The sequence below is a fragment of the Colwellia sp. C2M11 genome (genome assembly GCF_018860915.1).
Lineage (GTDB): Bacteria > Pseudomonadota > Gammaproteobacteria > Enterobacterales > Alteromonadaceae > Colwellia.
Genome location: NZ_JAHKQD010000018.1, coordinates 35,698 through 57,710 on the forward strand (window position 1 = coordinate 35,698; position 22,013 = coordinate 57,710).

16 protein-coding genes are annotated in these 22,013 nt (G+C 35.0%); 4 read left to right on the forward strand and 12 right to left on the reverse strand.

Features of this window, described 5'->3' with window-relative positions; genetic code table 11:
* Window positions 1–14: 14 nt before the first annotated feature.
* The 6 genes from KO509_RS06180 to ccoN form a co-directional block, all read right to left on the reverse strand.
* Complete coding sequence (locus tag KO509_RS06180; RefSeq protein WP_215972417.1) at window positions 15–2,507, reverse strand: heavy metal translocating P-type ATPase; 2,493 nt, start codon at window positions 2,505–2,507, stop codon at window positions 15–17.
* A gap of 3 nt (window positions 2,508–2,510) precedes the next feature.
* The gene (locus tag KO509_RS06185) at window positions 2,511–3,005 is read right to left on the reverse strand and encodes a FixH family protein (protein WP_215972418.1); all 495 of its coding nucleotides are present in this window, start codon (window positions 3,003–3,005) and stop codon (window positions 2,511–2,513) included.
* A 184-nt stretch (window positions 3,006–3,189) separates the two neighbouring features.
* Entirely contained in the window at window positions 3,190–4,161 is a 972-nt protein-coding gene (ccoP, locus tag KO509_RS06190; RefSeq protein WP_215972419.1) for a cytochrome-c oxidase, cbb3-type subunit III, read from the reverse strand.
* The gene (locus KO509_RS06195) at window positions 4,154–4,375 is read right to left on the reverse strand and encodes a CcoQ/FixQ family Cbb3-type cytochrome c oxidase assembly chaperone (protein ID WP_215972506.1); all 222 of its coding nucleotides are present in this window, start codon (window positions 4,373–4,375) and stop codon (window positions 4,154–4,156) included. The genes ccoP and KO509_RS06195 overlap by 8 nt, the downstream gene beginning before the upstream one ends.
* Window positions 4,376–4,385: 10 nt before the next feature.
* Window positions 4,386–5,030, reverse strand: a complete 645-nt coding sequence (gene ccoO, locus KO509_RS06200) for a cytochrome-c oxidase, cbb3-type subunit II (protein ID WP_215972420.1) — start codon at window positions 5,028–5,030, stop codon at window positions 4,386–4,388.
* Window positions 5,031–5,041: 11 nt separating this feature from the next.
* Window positions 5,042–6,466: a cytochrome-c oxidase, cbb3-type subunit I gene (ccoN, locus tag KO509_RS06205; RefSeq protein ID WP_215972421.1), complete on the reverse strand. Its 1,425-nt coding sequence runs from the start codon at window positions 6,464–6,466 to the stop codon at window positions 5,042–5,044.
* A gap of 880 nt (window positions 6,467–7,346) precedes the next feature.
* Between ccoN and KO509_RS06210 the strand changes: the two genes are divergently transcribed.
* A complete protein-coding gene (locus KO509_RS06210) occupies window positions 7,347–7,829 on the forward strand; it encodes a hypothetical protein (protein WP_215972422.1) in 483 nt (160 codons plus the stop codon).
* Between the two features lie 99 nt (window positions 7,830–7,928).
* Here KO509_RS06210 and KO509_RS06215 read toward each other — a convergent pair whose 3' ends face one another.
* Together KO509_RS06215 and gloB are read right to left on the reverse strand one after the other, a co-directional pair.
* A complete protein-coding gene (locus KO509_RS06215; RefSeq protein WP_215972423.1) occupies window positions 7,929–9,572 on the reverse strand; it encodes a LysM peptidoglycan-binding domain-containing protein in 1,644 nt (547 codons plus the stop codon).
* A 76-nt stretch (window positions 9,573–9,648) separates the two neighbouring features.
* Window positions 9,649–10,464, reverse strand: coding sequence for a hydroxyacylglutathione hydrolase (gloB, locus tag KO509_RS06220; RefSeq protein ID WP_215972424.1), 816 nt, complete (start codon window positions 10,462–10,464; stop codon window positions 9,649–9,651).
* An 80-nt stretch (window positions 10,465–10,544) separates the two neighbouring features.
* Here gloB and KO509_RS06225 point away from each other — a divergent pair, with 80 nt between their 5' ends.
* From KO509_RS06225 to KO509_RS06235, 3 genes are all read left to right on the forward strand, one after another.
* Window positions 10,545–11,330: a class I SAM-dependent methyltransferase gene (locus KO509_RS06225; RefSeq protein ID WP_215972425.1), complete on the forward strand. Its 786-nt coding sequence runs from the start codon at window positions 10,545–10,547 to the stop codon at window positions 11,328–11,330.
* Between the two features lie 328 nt (window positions 11,331–11,658).
* A complete protein-coding gene (locus KO509_RS06230; RefSeq protein WP_215972426.1) occupies window positions 11,659–14,070 on the forward strand; it encodes a TonB-dependent receptor in 2,412 nt (803 codons plus the stop codon).
* Window positions 14,071–14,660: 590 nt separating this feature from the next.
* A complete protein-coding gene (locus tag KO509_RS06235) occupies window positions 14,661–15,419 on the forward strand; it encodes a Nif3-like dinuclear metal center hexameric protein (RefSeq protein WP_215972427.1) in 759 nt (252 codons plus the stop codon).
* A 128-nt stretch (window positions 15,420–15,547) separates the two neighbouring features.
* Here KO509_RS06235 and KO509_RS06240 read toward each other — a convergent pair whose 3' ends face one another.
* The 4 genes from KO509_RS06240 to pdsR form a co-directional block, all read right to left on the reverse strand.
* Window positions 15,548–17,068 carry a hypothetical protein gene (locus KO509_RS06240; protein WP_215972428.1) on the reverse strand — a complete coding sequence of 507 codons (1,521 nt, stop codon included), beginning with the start codon at window positions 17,066–17,068 and terminating at the stop codon, window positions 15,548–15,550.
* A 320-nt stretch (window positions 17,069–17,388) separates the two neighbouring features.
* Window positions 17,389–18,705, reverse strand: coding sequence for a 3-oxoacyl-ACP reductase (locus KO509_RS06245; RefSeq protein ID WP_215972429.1), 1,317 nt, complete (start codon window positions 18,703–18,705; stop codon window positions 17,389–17,391).
* A gap of 115 nt (window positions 18,706–18,820) precedes the next feature.
* Window positions 18,821–21,040: a proteobacterial dedicated sortase system histidine kinase gene (gene pdsS / locus KO509_RS06250; RefSeq protein ID WP_215972430.1), complete on the reverse strand. Its 2,220-nt coding sequence runs from the start codon at window positions 21,038–21,040 to the stop codon at window positions 18,821–18,823.
* Window positions 21,030–21,749, reverse strand: coding sequence for a proteobacterial dedicated sortase system response regulator (pdsR, locus tag KO509_RS06255; RefSeq protein ID WP_215972431.1), 720 nt, complete (start codon window positions 21,747–21,749; stop codon window positions 21,030–21,032). Before pdsR ends, pdsS begins: the two co-directional genes overlap by 11 nt.
* Between the last annotated feature and the right edge of the window lie 264 nt (window positions 21,750–22,013).

Sequence of the window (22,013 nt, forward strand, 5' to 3'; positions counted from 1 at the left end):
GATCTTAAGGGCTATTATCTGAGTAAGCGTAGTGAATTACTGATCACTAAAATTGAGCTAACAGACATACCAATAACAGCCATGTAAGGTGTAATGTAACCGGCTACAGCTAATGGTAATACAATAGCATTGTAGCCAAAAGCCCATAAATAATTCTGAAAAATAATGCGTTTAGTCTTTATTGATACATCATTTAAGGTATTAATACTTGTTAGTTTACTATTAAGTAAAATAACATCAGCACCGCTTTTGGCTATATCAGTTCCGCAGCCCATTGCCATAGATACATGTGCAGCACCAAATACTGGAGAATCATTAACACCATCGCCTACCATAGCAATGTTAATATTGTTCTTTTGTTGTTCTTTGATTATTGACATTTTATCTGTGGCGCTTAAGTTACCATGACATTGAGTTACAGATAAGGTTTTACCTACTTTGTCACAGGCGCTTTGATTGTCACCAGACAGCATCATTGTTTGATGGCTGGCATTAAGCGTGTTTAATAAAATATAGGCGTCTTCTCTGATCTTATCGACCAGATAAAATGCTGCAATAAGTTTATTTTCAAAAACGAGTACACAAGAAGCGCTCATTAACGATTGATCATTTTTATGCTCTGTAGCTGTTAACAGCCAGCTAGCTTTGCCAATACGATAAGGGTGCTCATTAACAATACCAGTTACACCTAATCCAGACTGAACTTGGATTTCTTTTGTCGGAAGATTAAAGTCTCTATGTTGTTTGAAAGGCTTAGCTAAAGGATGTTCAGAATGAGATTCTAAAGCTGCCGCTATCACTAATGCTTCGGCTTTAGTGTATTGATTATCATAGATTTCAACTCTATCTATCGCAAACTCACCTGTTGTTAACGTGCCTGTTTTATCAAAAGCGAAGCAATCTATTTTAGGCATGGTTTCCATGACATGAGCTGACTTTATCATTATACCATCACGATTTAATCGAGTTGTGGCACAAGTTAAGGCAGTTGGTGTTGCCAAAGATAATGCACAGGGGCAGGTCGCAACTAATACGGATAAGGTAATCCAAAAAGCTTCTTCGGGTAAATGGTGATGCCAATAAAGTGCGGTACCAATGGCTGTAATTAAAATAATAGCGACAAAATATTGTGCTACCTTATCAGAAAAACGTGCCAATTTAGGCTTATACGCTTGAGATTTCTCACTTAAACGAATTAATTGACTTAAAAATGATTGATTACTTGGTTGTTGTACTTTGACGGTAAGGTTTCCATCACCATTAATGGTTCCTGCAAAAACCACATCATCAATTGTTTTTGATACTGGCGTTTGCTCGCCAGATAACATTGCTTCATTAATTTGGCTGGCGCCACTAATAATAATACCGTCTGCTGGAATAGCTTCACCTGGTTTAATTAACACTAGATCATCTTTAATTAATTGTTTGGCAGCAATAAGCTCTTCATTACTTATATTTTCAACATCATTCGCTGACTTTTGTAATTCACTATTCTTTGTGTGAACTGTTTCATTAATTGCAGGAGAGTTACTTCCTATTTTTTTTAATCTAGTCGCCGTCATTGGCATCAACTTTAACAAATTTGCTGAAACTTGAGCAGCATATGAGCGTGCTCTAAATTCTAAAAACTTACCGATAAGCAATAAGAAAGTAAACATAGATACGGACTCAAAATAGACTTCTCCTTGCTCAGTTATTGTTGCCCAAGCACTGGCAGTAAAGGCTAAAATAATAGCAATTGATACCGGAACGTCCATCGACAATCTTTTAATCTTTAAAGCATTTATTGCGCCAATATAAAAAGGGAAAGCTCCGTATGAAACAATAGGGATGGCTAGAATAAAACTAACCCAACGCAGGTATATTTTATGATCTTCATCCATATCAGAAAAAGCGCCAAAATATAACCCGACAGCAATCATCATAACTTGCATCATTAAAATGCCACTGATGCCTAAACGCTTGATAAATACTTTGCTGGTTTTCTTATTACGTTGTTCTATTTCATTTGCTTTAAAGGGAAGGGCTTGATAACCAATGTCTTCTATGGCATCAAGTATTTCACTTAATTGTAAAACCTTATCTTGCCACTTTAAGGTTGCACGTTGTGTCGTTGCATTGACACTTATTTCGTTAATCCCCTTAAGCTTGGTAAGTTGCATTTCAATTAACCAAGCACAAGCAGCACAATTAATCCCTTCAATCGTTAAAATAGCTTCTTTTGCACCTTGATCTTGATAAATAAATTCACTTTGCAGCATTTCTTCATTAAGTAATTTATTTTTTTTCGATTGTAAGCTTTTTAATTCTTCAGGTATTAGCTCGGCGCCTTTTTGGGCTGGCTCAGTTCTAAATTGATAATACTGGGTCAAGTTATTATCAAAAATAGTTTGCGCAACAGCTTGACAACCTATGCAACACATAGGTTGTTCTTTTTGATTAATGGTAACGTAAAGGTTTATACCGGATGGAATAACTTCATTACAATGAAAACAAGAAGTGGACATAGTTTATTGTGCTTTAGTTGGATCGGGAATGATGTCAATAACAGTACTTTGAGGTAATACAATGGTTTCTTGGATTTTCCAGTCATTATCAAATGGAGACATAGTTATTTTCCATTTCCCCGAAATATCATGATCAAAACTATGTCTAAAATAACCATTACCATCAGGTGTTAAAGCTAAAGAAAAGTCTTTGCTTTCTTGCGTTGGGTGAAAAAAACTAACATTGAGCAATGAAAATGTTTTTTCAATACCCGTTGGCTCTATTATAAGTTCATTATTAGTAAGCTGTAATGTAAAGCGTATTCCTAGCTTTTGTGCTCGTTTAACCTTTGCAACTTGTAAATTAATGGCTTTACCTGTTTTGTAATAGTCACCAACAACAAGCGTATCCGGATCAGTATTGGCAATTACATAAGTGATAGTTCCTGCAACAACAGCAGAAAATGGAAGAAAAAAAACTAACCAAGCCCAAGGCTCACGATACCAAGATGTTTTCATAATATATAACAATATTCAATAGGTTAAATTTGACGCATATTATAGCGCTTATCTACCTTTTGAGCTACTTTTCTTTAGTAAGATTTAATAATAAAAAACCCTAGTTAACAATGTGTTACCTAGGGTTTTTGTAACTTACATAGGTTGTTACAAACTATGTAATGTTTTGATTATTTCTTAAATTTTAATCTTGAGAAAGTGAGTAAACATAAGCACTTATTACATGTACTTTCTGTTCACCTAAAATATCTTTCCAAGGAGGCATAACGCCAGCACGACCATTGCGAATTGATTCTTCAATTGCGCGTTGAGAGCCACCATATAACCAAATATTATCAGATAAGTTTGGAGCACCCATAGGTAAACCAAGTGCTAAACTACCTTGTCCATCAGGACCATGACAACTTGCACAAAGAGCAAACTTCTCTTTACCTGCTTTTGCAAGATCAGGGTTAACTGAACGGCCGCTTAAGCTAATAACATAAGCTGCTACTTCTTTAACACCTGATTCACCACCAAGAACGTTAGACCATGCCGCCATTCCTGATGCTTTTCGACCATGCATGATAGTTTCTTTGATTTTCTCTGGTGTACCACCATATAACCAATCTTTATCAGCTAAGTTAGGGAAGCCTGTTGTACCGTGAGCATCAGAGCCATGACATTGAGCACAGTTCTGAATAAATAAACGTTGACCTACTTTTAATGCTTCGCTATCTGTCGACAAGTCTTCAATTGTACGTGCAGCATAAGCTTCAAAAATTGGACCATATTTTTCGTTTGCTTGCGCAACTTCACGGTCATATTGAACTAAAACACCTGAATCTTTAGCTAAATTTTCTATTGTTTTTGCCTTTGATTCAGCAATATTTAGAATACCTTGGTTTGAACTCTTCCAACCTAAAAGACCAGACCAGCCTCCTAAACCGTAAAGAGCAATATAACCAAATGCCCAAATAATTGTTAATAAGAAAAACGTACTCCACCACTTAGGTAGCGGATTGTTTAATTCTTCAATGCCATCGAAGCTGTGTCCCATTGACTCACCTTCTTTAACACCTGTAAAGTTCTTTAAACACCAACGTAGTAGAAAAACATAAGCTACTAGTGATCCCAAGGTAAGAACCCAAACCCAAATACTCCAGAAGCTAGACATTATTATTAGTCTCCTGTTTGCTATCTGTATCAAAATGGCGTGTTTTATCGTTTTTCATAGTTTGTTCTTTTAAAACGTCGTCTTCTTCAAAAATAGAGTTAGCAACTTTATCAAATGAAGACTTACGTTTTTTTGAATATGACCAAACTACAATTATAATAAATAATGCCAATATAAGGAGGGCAATTAACCCTCTAAGTGTTCCATATTCCATCATAATCAGTTTACTTCAATGCGTGGCCAAGTGATTGCAAGTAGGCAATCAAGGCACTCATTTCAGTTTTACCTTTAACCGCATCTTTAGCGCCATCAATCTCTTCCTGAGTATAAAGAGGAATAGGGTTCCCATTCTCATCTTTATGGCTACGATTACGTGTTAACCAATTAAATGTTTCAAGCTTTTTACCTGTTAACTCACCATCAAGTGTATTAACGTTTAACCAGCTATAAGCAGGCATATTTGACTCAGGTACAACTGAACGAGGATCAGTTAGATGAGCAATATGCCAATCATCACTGTAACGACCGCCAACACGAGCTAAATCAGGACCAGTACGTTTAGAACCCCATAAGAAAGGGTGTTCCCAAACTGATTCACCGGCAACGCTATAGTGACCATAACGCTCAGTTTCAGCTCTGAATGGACGGATCATTTGACTATGACAGTTACTACAACCTTCGCGTATGTAAATGTCACGGCCTTCCATTTGTAATGCTGTATATGGCTTTAAATTATCAACAGGTGTTGTTGTTTCTTTTTGAAAAAACAAAGGTGTTATTTCTACTAATCCACCAATGCTGATAGCCAACACAGTGAAAAGAAAGAACAAACCAACATTTTTTTCAACTTTTTCATGGTTATTTTTCATGTTTATTCTCCTTAAGCTGTTTCAATGGCTTTAAGACTTCCGTCTTTAGCACCAATAGTTTTAAACATGTTGTAAGCCATTAAGATGAAACCTGCTACAACGAGAACACCACCTAAGAAACGAATAAAGTAGAATGGGTATGAAGCTGTTAAGCTCTCAACAAAGCTGTAAGTTAAGGTACCGTCAGTATTTACTGCACGCCACATTAATCCTTGCATAACACCTGAAATCCACATAGCCACAATATAAAGTACTATACCTGCTGTATGCATCCAAAAATGAACGTTGATTAAGCGTATGCTGTACATGCGACCTTGATTAAATAGTAACGGAATTAAGTGATACATTGCACCAATTGAAACCATTGCAACCCAACCTAAAGCACCTGAATGTACGTGACCAACAGTCCAATCTGTGTAGTGAGATAACGCGTTTACTGACTTAATTGCCATCATTGGTCCTTCGAAGGTAGACATACCGTAGAAAGAAAGAGAAACGATTAAGAAGCGTAAAATAGGATCATGACGAAGTTTATGCCAAGCACCAGATAGTGTCATTATACCGTTAATCATACCACCCCAAGATGGAAGGAATAATACAATAGACATAACCATACCAACAGATTGAGCCCAATCAGGTAAAGCAGTGTAATGCAAATGATGTGGACCAGCCCAAATGTATAGTGAAACTAATGCCCAAAAGTGAACAATAGATAAACGGTAAGAATATACAGGACGTTCCGCTTGTTTTGGAACAAAGTAATACATTATGCCCAAGAAACCTGCGGTTAATAAGAAGCCTACGGCATTATGTCCATACCACCACTGCATCATGGCATCAATTGCTCCAGGATAGATGGAGTATGATTTCATACCTGCAATAGGAATAACCATTGAATTACCAATATGTAAAACAGCTACAGTGATAATGAAAGCGCCGAAGAACCAGTTAGCAACATAAATATGTGAAACTTTACGCTTAATTAACGTACCGAAAAATACGATAGCGTATGAAACCCAAACGATAGTAATAAGAATGTCGATTGGCCATTCTAACTCTGCGTATTCTTTCGTTGAAGTATAACCTAAAGGTAAGGATATAATCGCGGATAGAATAACCGCTTGCCAACCCCAAAAAGTGAAAGCAGCTAACTTACCACCAAACAATCGTACTTGAGAGGTTCGTTGTACCACATAATAGGAAGTTGCAAATAAGGCACTTGTACCAAAGGCAAAAATTACCGCATTAGTATGAAGTGGGCGAAGACGAGAGTAGGTTAACCAAGGTGTATCGAAGTTTAACGCAGGCCAAATTAATTGTGCCGCGATGAGTACACCTACCAGTGTACCAACGATCCCCCAGATTACGGTCATTACAGTAAATTGACGTACAACATTGAAGTTGTAGTCTACTGCTGACGTATTACTTTGAGTCATGTTTTGTATTCCGCAGTGTTATTATTAAGAGAATAGTTTTTACAACGTCGTTATCATTAAATTCAGTTATAAAAACGAACTATATTTTTACTATTTATATTTGCATGTCAAATGGCATTGATATATTCAAAAAATCGAGCTAAATGGTATATATGCAAAGCAATTTTACCTCTTGGTGGTGTTATAAATCAACTGTTGCATTCGTTTAAATTTGACTTAGATCAAGTTACAGGGCTATTAACTCCATTAAAACAAAACATTTAAACTTGTTGTCTAATTACTGACTTATTGTTTTGATAAATAAAAAATATAAAAGCCAGACAAGATTAGTCAGTAAAAAACAATCATCTCATTCGTTCATAATTTTATATATTGACTTAAGTTTATGAAAAGTTTATTTATTTTAAGTTTTTTGTTTTTTAGGTGCATATTGTCGGTTTTGTTTAAATGTGAAATAAAACGCGTATGTTAAGTTTATTCTCTTTCAATACTATTGTGTAAAAGCGCAATCTTTTATAGTTATCAGTATAACTAATATTTCTTTTGATAATATAGAAAAAAAATATTAGTTATAAAGCAAGTAATGGGCTTTATTTAAATTGATTTTTATATTTTTTGAATAAAAGCACTAATTATTGAAATGAAACCTTAGTTGTAATGTTCTTATAAATAGTTGCGGGCTTGAGGTATCATAACCTGACATTATTTTAGGTCTGATTATTTCACTCTTGGTTGTCTCAATGTTGGTAACCAGGACGATATGGTATCTTAATGTTATTACGTGTATGTTTATGTTAATTGAAGTGGCATAAGTATGTATTTTTTTAGTTTAATGGAGTCAAGTAAGTATTCGCTTTTTGCTTGAACTTAGAAAGTTATAATGAACAGAATTTTTGTTTTTTTAGCATTTATTTTTACGATATTTGCTTGTAAACCAGTAACACCAGTTTCTACCAATGATATCAAATTGCAACCTTCTTCATTTGTTTGTTTAGCTAGTCAAAGCCAGTGTCGGGTAAGTGTTGATACAGGTCATTTTGATATTCAATTTTCGCAAGTGGCTCAAGAAGGAAAAATTAAAACAGAATTGCCTTTTTATATACAGTTGCATTTTGATGCTTTAGGTGAAAAATATAAAATACAGAGCATCGCAAGTTATCTTGAAGGTAAAAGTATGTTTATGGGAAAGATACCTGTTTTTTTCAAAGAGGGCCAAAATAATGGCATGGTTGCTGAAAGTTTACTTGCTAATTGTAGTGAAGATGTGATGACGTGGCGATTATGGTTTACGGTAAAAATTCTTATTGCAGACAAGGTTCAACAACAAGATTTTTTCATTGATTTTGATAGTCAGCGCTTATAACGCTAACTAAGTTATATGAGTAAAAGGTATTTATTCACGTTTAATATGACATCTTATTAAAATAGATGAATAAATACCCTTAAAGCTTTAAGCGTATATTTAAATATTATTTGTCACATCAATAGACAGTTTTAGTTTTTGTCCAGGTTGTAAATATTTACTTCTGCTTAAACTATTCCAACGTTCAATATCACTGATACGCACATTAAACTTACTTGCGATTCGTGCAAAAGAGTCTCCGCTGCGAACTTTATAAGTGATATTGCGCATAACAGCTTGTTCTACACTTGCATTAATTCTTGTTACTTCATCACGTTTAGTGGATGCTTGTGTCTTTTGCCAAATAACAAGTTTTTGGCCTAGTTTTAATGTGTCACGTGGCGCAATGCCGTTCCATTTAGCTATATTATTGCTGTTAACTTTATAAAGGCGTCCAATATCCCAAAGGTTATCTCCAGCGACAACAGTATGAGTTTTTTTCAATCCTTGCTGTGGTTTAGCTTGTTTTGAAGCAATACGTTGATCTTGAGATAAAATATAACTATCAAGTGATTTGGCTGCAACAGGAATCAATAAATGCTTTCCAGCTCTTATTTGATTACCTTCAATGTTATTTACTTTTCGGATTAAGTCTATGTTAGTATGAAACTTTTTAGCAATTCGACCTAAATTATCACCTGACTTTATCTTATAACGTTGCCAATCTAATCGTTCACTTTTTTCCAGTTTTGCTAAGTTAACTTCAAAACTATCAACTTTATGTTTAGGTAAAACTAAGCGGTGAGGGCCTTCAGGATCTGTTGACCAGCGGTTAAAACCGGGATTTAAACGTTGTAATTCAGTTAATGATAAGCCAGCTAAACTAGCGGCTTTAGCTAAATCGAGCTGTGATCCTATATCAACTTGGCTAATTACTTCTTCATTCGATATTTTATAAAGGCTAAGGTTAAACTGTTCAGGACGCTTAATGATATCAGCGAGCGCTAATAATTTAGGGACGTAGGCTTTAGTCTCTTTAGGTAAATCTAATGACCAAAAGTCTGTATTTTTACCCATTCTTTTATTTTTTCTTACCGCACGTTGTACTCGGCCTTCACCTGAGTTGTAAGCTGCTAGGGCAAGTAGCCAATCTCCATCGAAGAATTTATGCAAATATTTCATATACGCTATAGCACCTTCAGTAGATGCAATAACATCACGGCGGCCGTCATACCACCAGTTTTGCTTCATACCAAAACGTGTTCCGGTACCTGGAATAAATTGCCACATCCCGGAAGCTCTACCATGAGAATAAGCAAAAGGGTCAAATGCACTTTCAACAATCGGTAATAAAGCAAGTTCGATAGGAACATTGTTTTTCTCTAATTCCTCTACGATATAGTACAAGAATGGCTCAGCTCGTTTACCTATTCGTGTTAAATAGCTTGGGTGTTTTACGTACCAATCACGTTGCGCTATAACACGCTCGTTTTCAGGTACATCAAAAGTAAATTGCTGCCTAATTCGATGCCAAACATTATTTTGTTGTAATGTCGTTTTGTTTGACAATGAAAAATCTACATCGTCAACAGGATGCATAACATCAATATTTTCATCAAAGAGTAGCGCTTGGTTTATTTCAGTGGCAGAAGCTATATATTCTGCTTGGTTAGTGTTGTTTTCTGTGTTGTTATTATCGTGCGACAATAATGTGCTTTGGCAGCCACTAAGAAAAATGAATGCAGGGAATAAAAAATATTTCATGAATAACCAGTGATAATTTGTAAGGGAAAGAACATTAAGTAGCACTTTACAGCGCACAAGCTTTTAGACTAACACGTTAAAATTGGTCTTTCCAGCGTCTAATTGTAGTGAAAGCACCTAAACTATTCGCTTGAGTGTTATTATCAAAAGTCATAGCACTGGATTGAATTGTCGCCTTATGACTTCGTAAAAAGGGATTAATTTGTTTTTCAACTTTAATAGTGGTTGGAATAGTGCTTTGTTTATTATTACGTAACTTATTAACTTGCTGACTATAGTTTATTAAATTTTCGTTGTTTGGCTCTACTGCTAATGCAAACTTTAGATTAGCTTGTGTATACTCATGGGCACAGTAGACTTTTGTATTTTCAGGTAAGTTTGCTAATTTGGTTAGTGACGTTAGCATTTGTCTGGGAGTGCCTTCAAAAAGTCGACCACAACCACCAGAAAATAAAGTATCACCACAAAACAGAATTGGTGTAGTTTGTTCTTGAGTAAAGTAAGCAATATGACCAGCAGTATGTCCAGGTAAATCTATAACGGTAAAACTTACTTCAAGTTCAGGTAACGTGACAATGTCATTTTCAGTTAATTTAACATCGCAGTGTGGTATGGTCTCTTTTGCTGGCCCATAAATGGTGAGAGGCCATTGTTGCTGTTGGCAATAAGCGACTAATTTCTTTATACCGCCTGTATGGTCTGCATGATGATGAGTGATTAAAATAGCATTAAGTATGAGTTGGTTTTCTTCTAAAAAAGTAATGCAAACATCAGCATCACCAGGGTCAACGAATGCAGCTTTAGTGCTATTAGTAATGCCCCAGATATAATTATCAGCGAATGCAGGCAAAGCCTTGATGATATCTGTATTATTCGATTTGATTGTGCTCATTTATAATTTCCAACTTGCTTAAGAATCAGAGTTAATTATACTGAGATTATCAGTAATACCAATTGAAATAACTTGTATTTATGAAACCTGCTCTAGCATTTCGACAACCCCATTATCCTAAATCTTGGCAAGACTTACCCAATGGCGATATAATTTTATCAGCTATTGAAAACGTTTTAGAACCATGGTGGCAAAAGTTTTTTGGTTATCATTTATTGAAAATAGGTGCTTTAAGTCATGAAATATCTTGCGAGCACAGCCCAATAAAAAACCAAGTTAGCTGTAGCCCGAATCCTTGTTCTGGTTCGCAACAAAATTACAATACAGATATTGTTTGTGAGCTTGATGATTTACCTTTACTTGAGCATAGTGTCGATGTTTGCTTACTTAGCCATGTATTAGAATTTTCTCTTGATCCTCATCATGTTATTCGCGAAGCAAATAGAGCATTAATTCCTAATGGTTATCTTGTTATTACTGGTTTTAACCCATTTTCTTTAGCTGGACTTAATCGTATTATTCCTTATAGAAGAAAAACAATGCCTTGGAATGAACATTTCTTTTCGCCTATGCGGGTAAAAGACTGGTTACAATTAATGGGTTTTGAAATTCTTAGTGATGAACGTTGTCTGTATAGTAGTTTAGCAGGAAAAATGAATGAGCATGGTTTGGCTAATTACTGGCATAGTTTTGCAAAAAATTATTTAACAAGTGTCGGTTCAGTATATGTCATTATAGCGAAAAAAAGGGTGTTACCTTTGACACCAATAAAACCGAAATGGCAAATAAGAGCTAAATTTAATCCTGTTAAAATTCCTAGCATGAATGTTAACTCCGAAAATAAGAACAATATTCCCCATAAATAAAAACTGCCTATTATTGATAAATGAACTATTTTGATAATATTGAAGCTTGGTGGTTAATCAGCTAAATAAGCTTAATATTGAATGCTCAAAATAATTCATATTCTATTACTAGACGTTACTTATAATGAAAAGACACGAGAATTGACTGAATTCCATGTCATTATAATCGACGTATTTGTTTATTAATTCTTCAAGTACATTCCAAACGTTGTCTTTAGGTAAAATTTAGAGAGAAACTTTCTAATCTATCACTAAATTTGTTGCAATGATTAATGCAAATCATTATCATTCGTGAAAAATTGGTACTTAACCCCAAAGACTATACATAATGAACTTTAAATTGAAAAAAACATGGCCTATTGCTGCTGCAGTCGCCAGTATCCTAGTAACTGTTTCTCTTCCAACTTTCGCCGGTGAAACTAATACAGTTAATTCTGAAGAAAAGAAAGTTGAAAAAATAACCATTTACGGCAGACACAATCAATTGATCTTAGAGTCAGGCACTGCAACTAAATCTAATATGAGTTTGATGCAAACACCTGCAGCTGTAGTTGTAGTCGACAAACTGTTAATTAGTGAACAAGCAGGGGCTACATTACAAGAAAGTTTACGAAATGTAAGTGGTTTATCTCAAGATGGTAATAATTATGGCGTTGGAGATAATTTAGCTATCAGGGGCTTAGGTGTAAACTACGCGTACGATGGTATGTATGGTGGCGCAGATTTAGACAATAGTTACAACCCTACACGCTCAATGACAAACATTGAAAGTATTGAAGTATTAAAAGGTCCTGCTACCGGGCTTTATGGCATGGGATCAGCGGGTGGTGTAATTAACTTAATTGAAAAAAAACCACAACAAGAAGAAGCTTATCAAATAAGAGCCGTTGTTGGTCAATGGGATAATTACGGTGTTATGTTCGATGCTACAGCGGGTATAACAGAAGATACTGCTTATCGCGTAGTAGCTAATTATGAAACTTCAGATGGGTATCGTGGTTTAAGCTCTGAACGTTCAGAGCTATACACATCATTAAGCCATGCATTTTCAAACGACAATACAATACTTTTATCTGCTGCTTATATTGATGATGCGGTACAAATAGATTCTATCGGTGATCCGGTTCGACTAATTGATTTAACTTTAGTGGATTCATTACCTGGAAATATTACTGCTGCTGACTTGGTAAATGGCGACATTGACAGTGGCGGCCTACAGCTAACTGATTCACAACGCCAAGAGCTTGCAGGTACTTTAGCTTCTACTGATGGTTGGCAACCTTTTGATTTAGGTGAAACTGGTTTGATTTCACCTATCTCTACGCCGAATGAAGGTAAAGAGTTTAGAATCAAACTTCGTCAAGATCTTAATATTACCGATGATTGGACCCTTACTCATCAATTGCAATATCGAACTTACTCTACAGATTATATTCGTCAAACATCAGCCTACAATTATATTTATCATGATCGTAATGGCACTATCAATCTTGATCCTAGAGCACCTTTAGTGCTTGATGACGTACTTTATCCTTATGCCGCACGCCGCCAAGAATATCGAAAAATAAATGCTGATGAAAAAACAATACAGTATTTTGCCGATTTATCTAATACTTGGAGTCTTGGTAACTTAAGAGGTGAACACTTATTAAGTGCTAATTACGAAAAACGTGACATGGAATATCAACAATATTCAATTTGGGATGCTGATGACACCAGAAGTGATGCTGTTCCTTATATTTTAGATATTCGTGATCCTAATTGGCCAACGGGAACTTTCGAAGATTATAGCCCGTCGTTACGTAGTAAATATGATAAATCTGCAACAGCCTGGGGTTTGAGTTTACAGGAAGTTCTTTATTTTAATGAAGCACTAACGGCGCGAATAGGCGGTGCTTATAGTTCTGTTAAGCAAACATATCAAAATCAATTTAGTGACGGTAGTCCTGAGCTTGATGCTGATGATGATGGTTTTACTTATAATTTAGGAGTGAACTATCAATTCTCTAAGTATTTCTCCGCATTTATTAACCATTCAAAAGGGAGAACTGCTTACAGTGTTTTGGGCAGTTTGACTGAAGATGATAACCGTCCAGATTCGGAGTCGATATCTTGGGATTTAGGTGTACGTTTTACCGCTTTAGATGAAGATTTATTAGGATCGATCGTCTTGTTTGATACTGCTCGGACTAACTTACGTTACGACAATCCATTGTATGAAGATGATCCAGCTGATGCTGCTTTTAATATTGATGTACCAGAATATTATTATGACGAGCAAGATAGCACGCAGGGTATTGAAGTTGATATTAACTTTGCTGTTAACGAACAATGGTCAATGAATTTTAATGCGACTTACCAAGAGCCTGTTACTGAGCCAGGTGGAAATGCACTAAGTTTGGCCGATGAACAAACAAAAGGTATTGCTGAAAAATTTGCAAGTATTTGGACCAACTATAGCCACCAGTTTGATGGTTTAGCTAGCCCGATAAAATTTAGTATAGGTATGACCTATGAAGATGAACGCTCTATTTCTTCATCTTCATTTGGTATTAACTATGCAATTATCGAAGCTTATACTGTTTGGGATAGTGCGATTAGCTATGCTGGTGAAGACTTTGATGTTCAACTAAATCTACGAAATTTAGCCAACGAAACTTATTATAGTAAGGCTATGTTCTTAGGTGGCTTACCAGGTGAAAGCCGAAATGCTAAGCTGACAGTTACGTATAGTTTTTAATACTTAATTAGTTGAATTATGAACATAAACATGATGTTTTGCTACGTACAATAGTCGCCATTTTTGGCGGTTATTTTATTTCGATTGCTTTTAGTTTCACATGTGTTCCTGTTTTAGTTTGGTTATAAATATGCTCAGTTACCTTGTTTACTTCACCGTTATTATTATTATGAGCTTTAGTCGTTAAAGCTCATGGCTACTTTGGTGAGGTATGGTGTTATCTCTTTGCCTTTTATTGATTACTTTTGGTTGATGGATGACGTATGAAACCTGACTTTAGAAAGTCAATGATTTGGCTAAATACCTATTCTGGCTTGCTTATTGTTTTTTTTTGTCTGTTAATACTTTATTTGTAGTGCTTATTTACAGTTCTGTTTCGGCAAAAAAATAATCATCTACAAAGTTATATAACTATTCACTACAGCTATTCATTACGGAGCTAAAGAGTCGCTTATCCCAAATTTACATATCATTTTTACCTAATTAATTATCATGTACAGTGGTTAGATCTAATGTTAACGCATGATAAATGCCTGATGATCTAGTATCATATTTTTATTCTTAGTACGTTTTATAAAAGATTAAAAATAATGACTAGAAATGAGTTAGAGCAATATTTAGATAAGTTATTAACGCCCGCAATAATAAAGGATTACGCGCCTAATGGGCTGCAAATACAAGGCAAAGAAGAAATAACTAAAATAGTTACGGGTGTAACAGCGTCGCAAGCATTAATTAATAAAGCTATCGATGAGAAAGCTGATGCAATACTCGTTCATCATGGATATTTTTGGAAGAATGAGTCTTATGTTATTCGAGGTATGAAGCATAAGCGTATTAAAGCGTTACTTGATAACGACATTAGTTTATTCGCCTACCATTTACCGTTAGATATTCATCCTACGTTAGGTAATAACGCACAATTAGCAAAACTGTTAAACATTGATATCACTGGACCACTTGAGTTAGGTAATAAGTTAAGTGTTGCTATACAAGGCGAGTTAACTGAAGAATATTCAAGTGATGTATTCGCTCAAAAAATTAGTGAAAAACTTAATCGAACTTGCTTACATATTGCGCCTCCATCAAATAAGCCAATTAAAACGGTTGCTTGGTGTACTGGCGGTGGACAAGATTATATTGAGTTAGCAGCAGAGCAGGGCATTGACGCCTTTATTTCTGGTGAAGCTTCAGAAAAGACTACACATATTGCTCATGAAATGGATATACATTTTTTTGCTGCAGGTCATCATGCAACTGAGCGTTATGGCGTTAAAGCTTTAGGTGAATACTTAGCAAAAGAGCAAAATATCGATGTTGTTTTTGTGGATATCGATAACCCAGTCTAGCGTGTAAGCACGAGCCGATAGACCTTGTTATTAGTTTACCATTATTGATTTTTTAGCATAAAAAAAGCCTACTTAATTATTTTAAGTAGGCTTTTTCATTTCTATATTCAGTTACTTATCTAATAATATTAATTATTACTTTGATTAGTAAATGTCATTTTATATCCAGTTGCACTATCAGCATCTTTCTCTAAAATAATAAATTGGTTTGTACTATCTTCATCAAGTGTTAACTGAGTTGATGCTAGCACTATGTTACTACTATCAAGGCTACCAATAGCATAAATAGAATATGTATTGTTAAGTAGTTGAGCTGTAGTAGGTACTGCAAAAATAGTCGTTAAACTTTGTGATGCTGTTTCAATGATTTCATCATTTAAAACAAAATATACTTTAACACTAGAGAAATCATCAATGATTTCATCTTGGTCAATTAAGTTAATTACAGTCATTTCATGACTATAAATATTCTCAGAAGTACTATTAGTAACAACAAGTGAATTTAGTGTAATGTCTAATTCATCAATATAACCATCACCATTTTCATCGATATCGCCATCACCATCTTCATCTACAGCTTCTTCTAATAAATAAAGGAAGATTGTTTTATCAGTATTTTCATTCAATGGTAATAAGTGGTTACTGATGATTTTAGTTTGATTCTCAGTTGAAACGACATTCATGCTGTAATCACCTGATTCAATAATTGTTGATGGACTAAATTCGCCATAACCAAGTGAAGCAACTTCCGGTGAATCATCAATTGCATTAATATGAAAGTCGATATTTTTTTCATAACCAGGTAGTAAATCATTTTCTACAATACCATTGTATACACGGTAGCTTGCTTCAGCACCAGAATCTGTAAATTCTTGTGTCGTTGAAGTAGATACGATATCAATAAGGAATGGCGATGAACCTACACCTGTGTTTTCTCTAATTACAATAATATACTCAGATGCATAAGGAAATGAGATATCTTCTGAAGTGAATAAAACGTCACTTTCACCTGCTGAGGTGATGTAGAAAATATAGCTATCTTGATCTAATTTTTGATTCTCAGATAATTCAGTATAGCTTGTTTTATTTAGTAATTGAGCTTCATTAAATGTTTCATCAGCTTCAGAATAATAAAAGTCTAAACCAGCAGACCAGTTATGCATGTTAAGAACTTTAATATTGAAAAGATCATCATCACTATCATCATTTAGTTCATCATCATCTCTAACAGGAATTTCATAAACTAAAACTTGTGGCGCTTTAATATCTTCTGAGATAACAATAAATTCAACACTCTCGTTGCTGATTTTTAGTTGGTCTTGATAAACAATTTCTAAATCGCTTTGATTTCCAAACTCATTTTGCCAAGCTAATTCAATATCATAAGTGTCAGGTTCATAAGAGAAACGACTACTAGTATTAGAAAATGTAATTGCAGAATATGTTTGTTCAACATAATCGTCATCATCATACTGATCTATTGTTAAATAAATTCCAGGGGCATTTGGCGATAAGTTATATAACTGCACATAGCCTGTTTTAGAGCTTGAACTACCACCACAACTCATTAAGGTGAATGAAAATAGTAGAACACACCATAGCGGTATATTTTGTTTAAATTGAAAATATAGAGAATTATTGTTTGTCATTTGTTTACCTTTTGTAAATTACCACTATCAGAACATTAAATTTAGGGCAATATGCACCCTTAGCTAGATTACTCAAATTTTAAGCAGTTAAGTTAACCTGGTTATTATTGTACTTGCAGATAGAGTGTATTGCTCGTAATAAGTTCATCATATAATAACTGATTTAGTGAAATTTACATAACTTTACATAACTTTACAATATTAACGGTATTACAAGCATGATTAAAAGCAAATAACACTACTCTTCGGTCATTTATAAATGTCAGGCTATAATTTTTAATCTAGCGGTAGTCGCTCATAAAATTGTCACTAGTCGTATGTTAAGCCCCTATTATATTTAACCCACAAACTCGAAGAGTTTGTCCTGATATAGCAAAACTATGTTCATCACCTAAAAAACTAACGGCTTCTGCAACATCAATAGGTAAACCACCTTGCCCTAAGGCATTCATTCTTCTTCCCATTTCTCGAGTAAAAAAAGGCATTTTTTTCGTCATTTGTGTTTCGATAAAACCTGGAGCTATGGCATTGATCGTAATTTTCTCACGGGCTAACTTGGTATTCATACTCTGAACATAGCCAATTATGCCCGCCTTAGAGCAAGCGTAATTAGTTTGACCACCTTGACCGGCAATACCATTCATAGAAGATAAGCAAATGATACGCCCTCCTGGATTAATAGCTTGCTCATATAATAGCGTTTTATTAATACGCATGACGGCAAGTAAGTTAATATTTAGGGTTTGTTGCCAAAAATTTTCTGGCATTTTAGCTAATGTTTTATCTCGGGTTATGCCGGCATTATGTACGATTAAATCAAAACCGCCGTGCTTTTGAGCTAAGGTGACCAGTTTATTTCCTGCCTCCTTTGCGGAGACATCTAAAATGACACTTTCACCTTGTAAGGTATTCATTACCTTGTTTAGCTGTATCTTCATTGGCTCTATATCAATGCCGATTACAAAATATCCATCATCAGATAGCTTTGTCGCTATCGCTGCGCCAATACCTTGCCCAACACCTGTGACTACCGCAGTTTTTTTAATCTTTGATGTCACCGAAGGAGGGGTTATTAAATTATTTTCAGCGTTTATTGTTAAGGTTTGACCACTAATAAAGGAAGATTTGCTCGATAAAAAAAAGTTTATAGGATTTGATAATGCTGAGTGAGTCGCATAGGCTTCATCATTAATAAAAATAACATTAGTGGTGCTGCCTTTTCTGCCAACTTCTTTCGCTAAACTTTTACTAAAGCCGATTAATGACTGGCTAAAGGTATTTTCATCTTCACTTCTATTGGTTGATTGTGGGTGAGCAATAATTAATATTTTTGCATTGTTATCTAGCTGTTTAAGTGTGCTTTTAATCGTTGTATATAATTGTTGGTAGCTACTTTCATCAAGATAATCGGTTGCATCAATAATAACCGCTTTAATAGGCCTTATGGTTAAATCAGCTATACTTTTAATTATATGCGTTGGTAGCTGGAATAAGGCCTGTTCAATATTTGGGTTAATATGCTGACTTATACTTAATAGGGCAACGTTTTCAGGCAGTGAATTTTTACTATTGAAGCGCTGCAGAGCAATAGGCTCAGGAAAGCCAAGCAACGAAAAAAACTTATTTGTTAAGCTCATGCGTTTTATTTTTAATAGGGTGATATTTTCAGTTTAACAAATTATTTTGTATAAGTGCCTAACTTTTCTTTAACTTTAGTGCTTCACTTAATTCACCTAGTTTTAGCCATTATACTTAGCGGTTAAACTTTAATGGTAAGCAAATATCTATCGTTACACCATCAGGTGAGCGATGGTTATATGCGCTAATTTTACCTTGGTGAAATTGACAGATCAATCGAGCTATATATAAACCCAAGCCAAGGTGAGGCTGTTCGGTGATTTTTTTATTAGCTGAATAATGTTCACGTAAGGAAACCATTGAATCAAACAAGCTTTCATTTAGTTGCTTAGGTAATAGAATACCATTGTTATGAACTAATAAAGTCACTTGTTCATCATGTCGTTTTAAGTCAAAGGTGATAACATTATCTTCACTAAATTCAACGGCGTTATTAACGACTTTATCTAGTAATTGTACAATATGCTCAGGTGAGCCTTTAAATGTTAACTTAGCAAGATCAGTATTCAATATAAAAGTATGCTCTTTATATACTTGTTGATATCCAGCAATACAGCCAGAAATAACGGTTTTTAAATCAAAATCAATTTTTTCTGTACTCGATAACATCTGCTCAAGCCGGGTCGCTTCGCTCATATTTGTTAAAATTAAATTTAATGTATTAATGCCTGTTTGTGCTCGTTCAATATAAGGATTACTTTCGATTGATTTATCTGCTGAGTTATCAGCTAATAATTTTTGTTTTTCTTGTATCGCCAGGTTTTCTAAAGATGTTTTTACTACCGCAATCGGTGTTCTTAATTCGTGAGATAAACGTGATGACATGCTTTCTAAGTAGTGATTATATTCGCTAAGTCGATTAACGGCAGTAGTAAAACTACGCGACAAATCACCTATTTCATCATGACTGTTAGATGGCGATATTTTGCCAATAATACGTCCCTGGGGATCAATAGCATGTTCTGCCTGGTTAGATAAGTGTCGAATACGTGATGAAATGCGTGTGGCAAAAATAATAAAGGTTAATGCCCCTAAAGTCATTATGGCTAAAATTACGGTAAATAACTTTTCTAAAGCTCTATTTCTTAATGTGCGTATACCATTTGTTGTTTCTTCTACAATTACAGCACCTTGCACTTGATTATTAATGAAAATAGGGTAAGCAGCAGATAGCACTAATGCTTGTTTGTCTGTTGTTAATCGCCATTGAGACTTAGCTTTGCCTGATAAGGCATGGACAATATGTTCGCCACTTAAGTGCCCAGCATCGTAAATTTTGTCAATGAAATCTGTTGGCGGTTTAGTCAGTATTTTATAATACAGAGGAAGTAATAAATGCTGTTTAAATCGATACCAAAGACTTTTTTCTTCTTGATCATTTAAGGGGTCGGTTTTTGTTTGCCAAACGCCACTAGCTGATTTTAACGAGCCTGCACTGGCGAGTACTCTATGATGTTGGTCAACAACCCAAATACTCGAATTAGTATAGCGCATACCTTTTACAATACGCTCAATTTCAGGCGAAGGAACTAATATGGTGCCTAAACTGTTGAGCTTGCTTGGATCAGCAGAGCCTATAGCTGAAGTAACTTCGCCACCAGGGCTATCTACATCAAAAAAAGCAAAGGCAATTTTATCGCCTAGCGTTTTTAAGGGAACACGTAATTCAATATTATAACCTTGGGGAGTTATTAACCAATGCCCTTGGATCTGAGGCGCTGGCTTTGGGATATCATCAGGATCATCTGTAATGTTAAAGGCTGATATCCAACCGGCTTGTTTATTACTGATAATAAAACGATTTAATTCATTGTTAGTGTCGCTAAATGATAGAGCTAAATGATCATTGTTGGTGATGCTGCGGTTATTTTTACCACGAAATATAACTTTATTATCAACGACCTGAAAAAATAAATATAAATATTTGTCATATTTACCAACACTTGCCTTAAAGTTTAAACTTAATGCATCTTTTGCAAATAGTTGCTGTTGTTGATTATAAAAATGAGCTCGTTGTGAAAAATTTGTCCAATCATTAGATAAGCCATCGAGTTGGATCGCTTCAGTGAACTGATAGCCATATAAATCTTTACCTTGCTCTACGCTAGGTAAAAAACTGGCTTGGTTGTTAAATAAATTTTCACGTTCATGTAATGCTGTCGCTAGTGCTCTAGCAGTACCTACCAGTGTTTGCTCTTGTCCAAAACGTAAATACTTTTCCATTTCCCATACATATTGATAGCCAAACCAAGGAATGACAAATAGAAAGCTAGAAAGTAATAATACTTTGGCTCTTAAACCAACGCGTAATTGAAAAAACTTGTTATTGGGCATATGGGTCTGTGTTAGTCATTTCACTTAACCAGCGATAGCCCATACCATAAACTGTTTCAATACAGTCAAAATGTTCATCGGTTTTAATAAACTTTTTACGAATACGTTTAATATGAGATGTTATGGTGCTGTCATCAACGTAAATTTTTGAATCAGTCATTAATTGCGTACGGTTTTTAACATGTCCTGGGTGCTTGGCTAGTGCATGTACTAACCAAAACTCAGTAATCGTTAAGTCAATGGCTTTACTTTGCCATGTAATGGTCATGCGTTGACTATCAATTGTTAACGATCCTGTTTGGGTTATATGATCATTATTAATAGGCTGTTTAAAAGCTTCTTGGCGACGAAATAGGGCAGATATCCGCGCAGTTAAGTGCGGTAAACTAATATCTTTTGTTAAATAATCATCGGCACCAATACGAAGCCCGGACACCGTATCAAAGTCGTTATCGCGAGCGGTTAAAAAAATGATAGGTAAACTCGCTGATTTGGCCCGCAATTGCTGACATAAAACAAATCCCCCTTCATATTCTTGATTCAAACCAATATCTAAAATAACTAAATTAGGTAAACGTAAATTGAAAGCTTGTGTCGCTGTTTCTCGACAGGCATAAGTTTGCACTTGATAACCTTGGCTACGCAATACATCAGCATAATTTTCACGTATGGCGGCTTCATCTTCAACAATAGCAATTCGTTTGGTCATTTATAAATACTTTAATAATTTTTGATAGAGATAAGTAGTTAACAACAATTATCTCTATGTTACAGAAAACAATGCCTTGAATGGTCAATACATTACAAACAATAGCGCTGTCTCGGACTATATCTAACTTTTACTCTTTTCGCGCCTTATTTTTGAAATTGCCATATTGTTGCCACAATTGCTCAGCAATTTGCCTTTATTACAGCATATCACTGCCTTTTTATTACGTTTTAATAGCTTACGTCAACCAACAACAAGCAAACT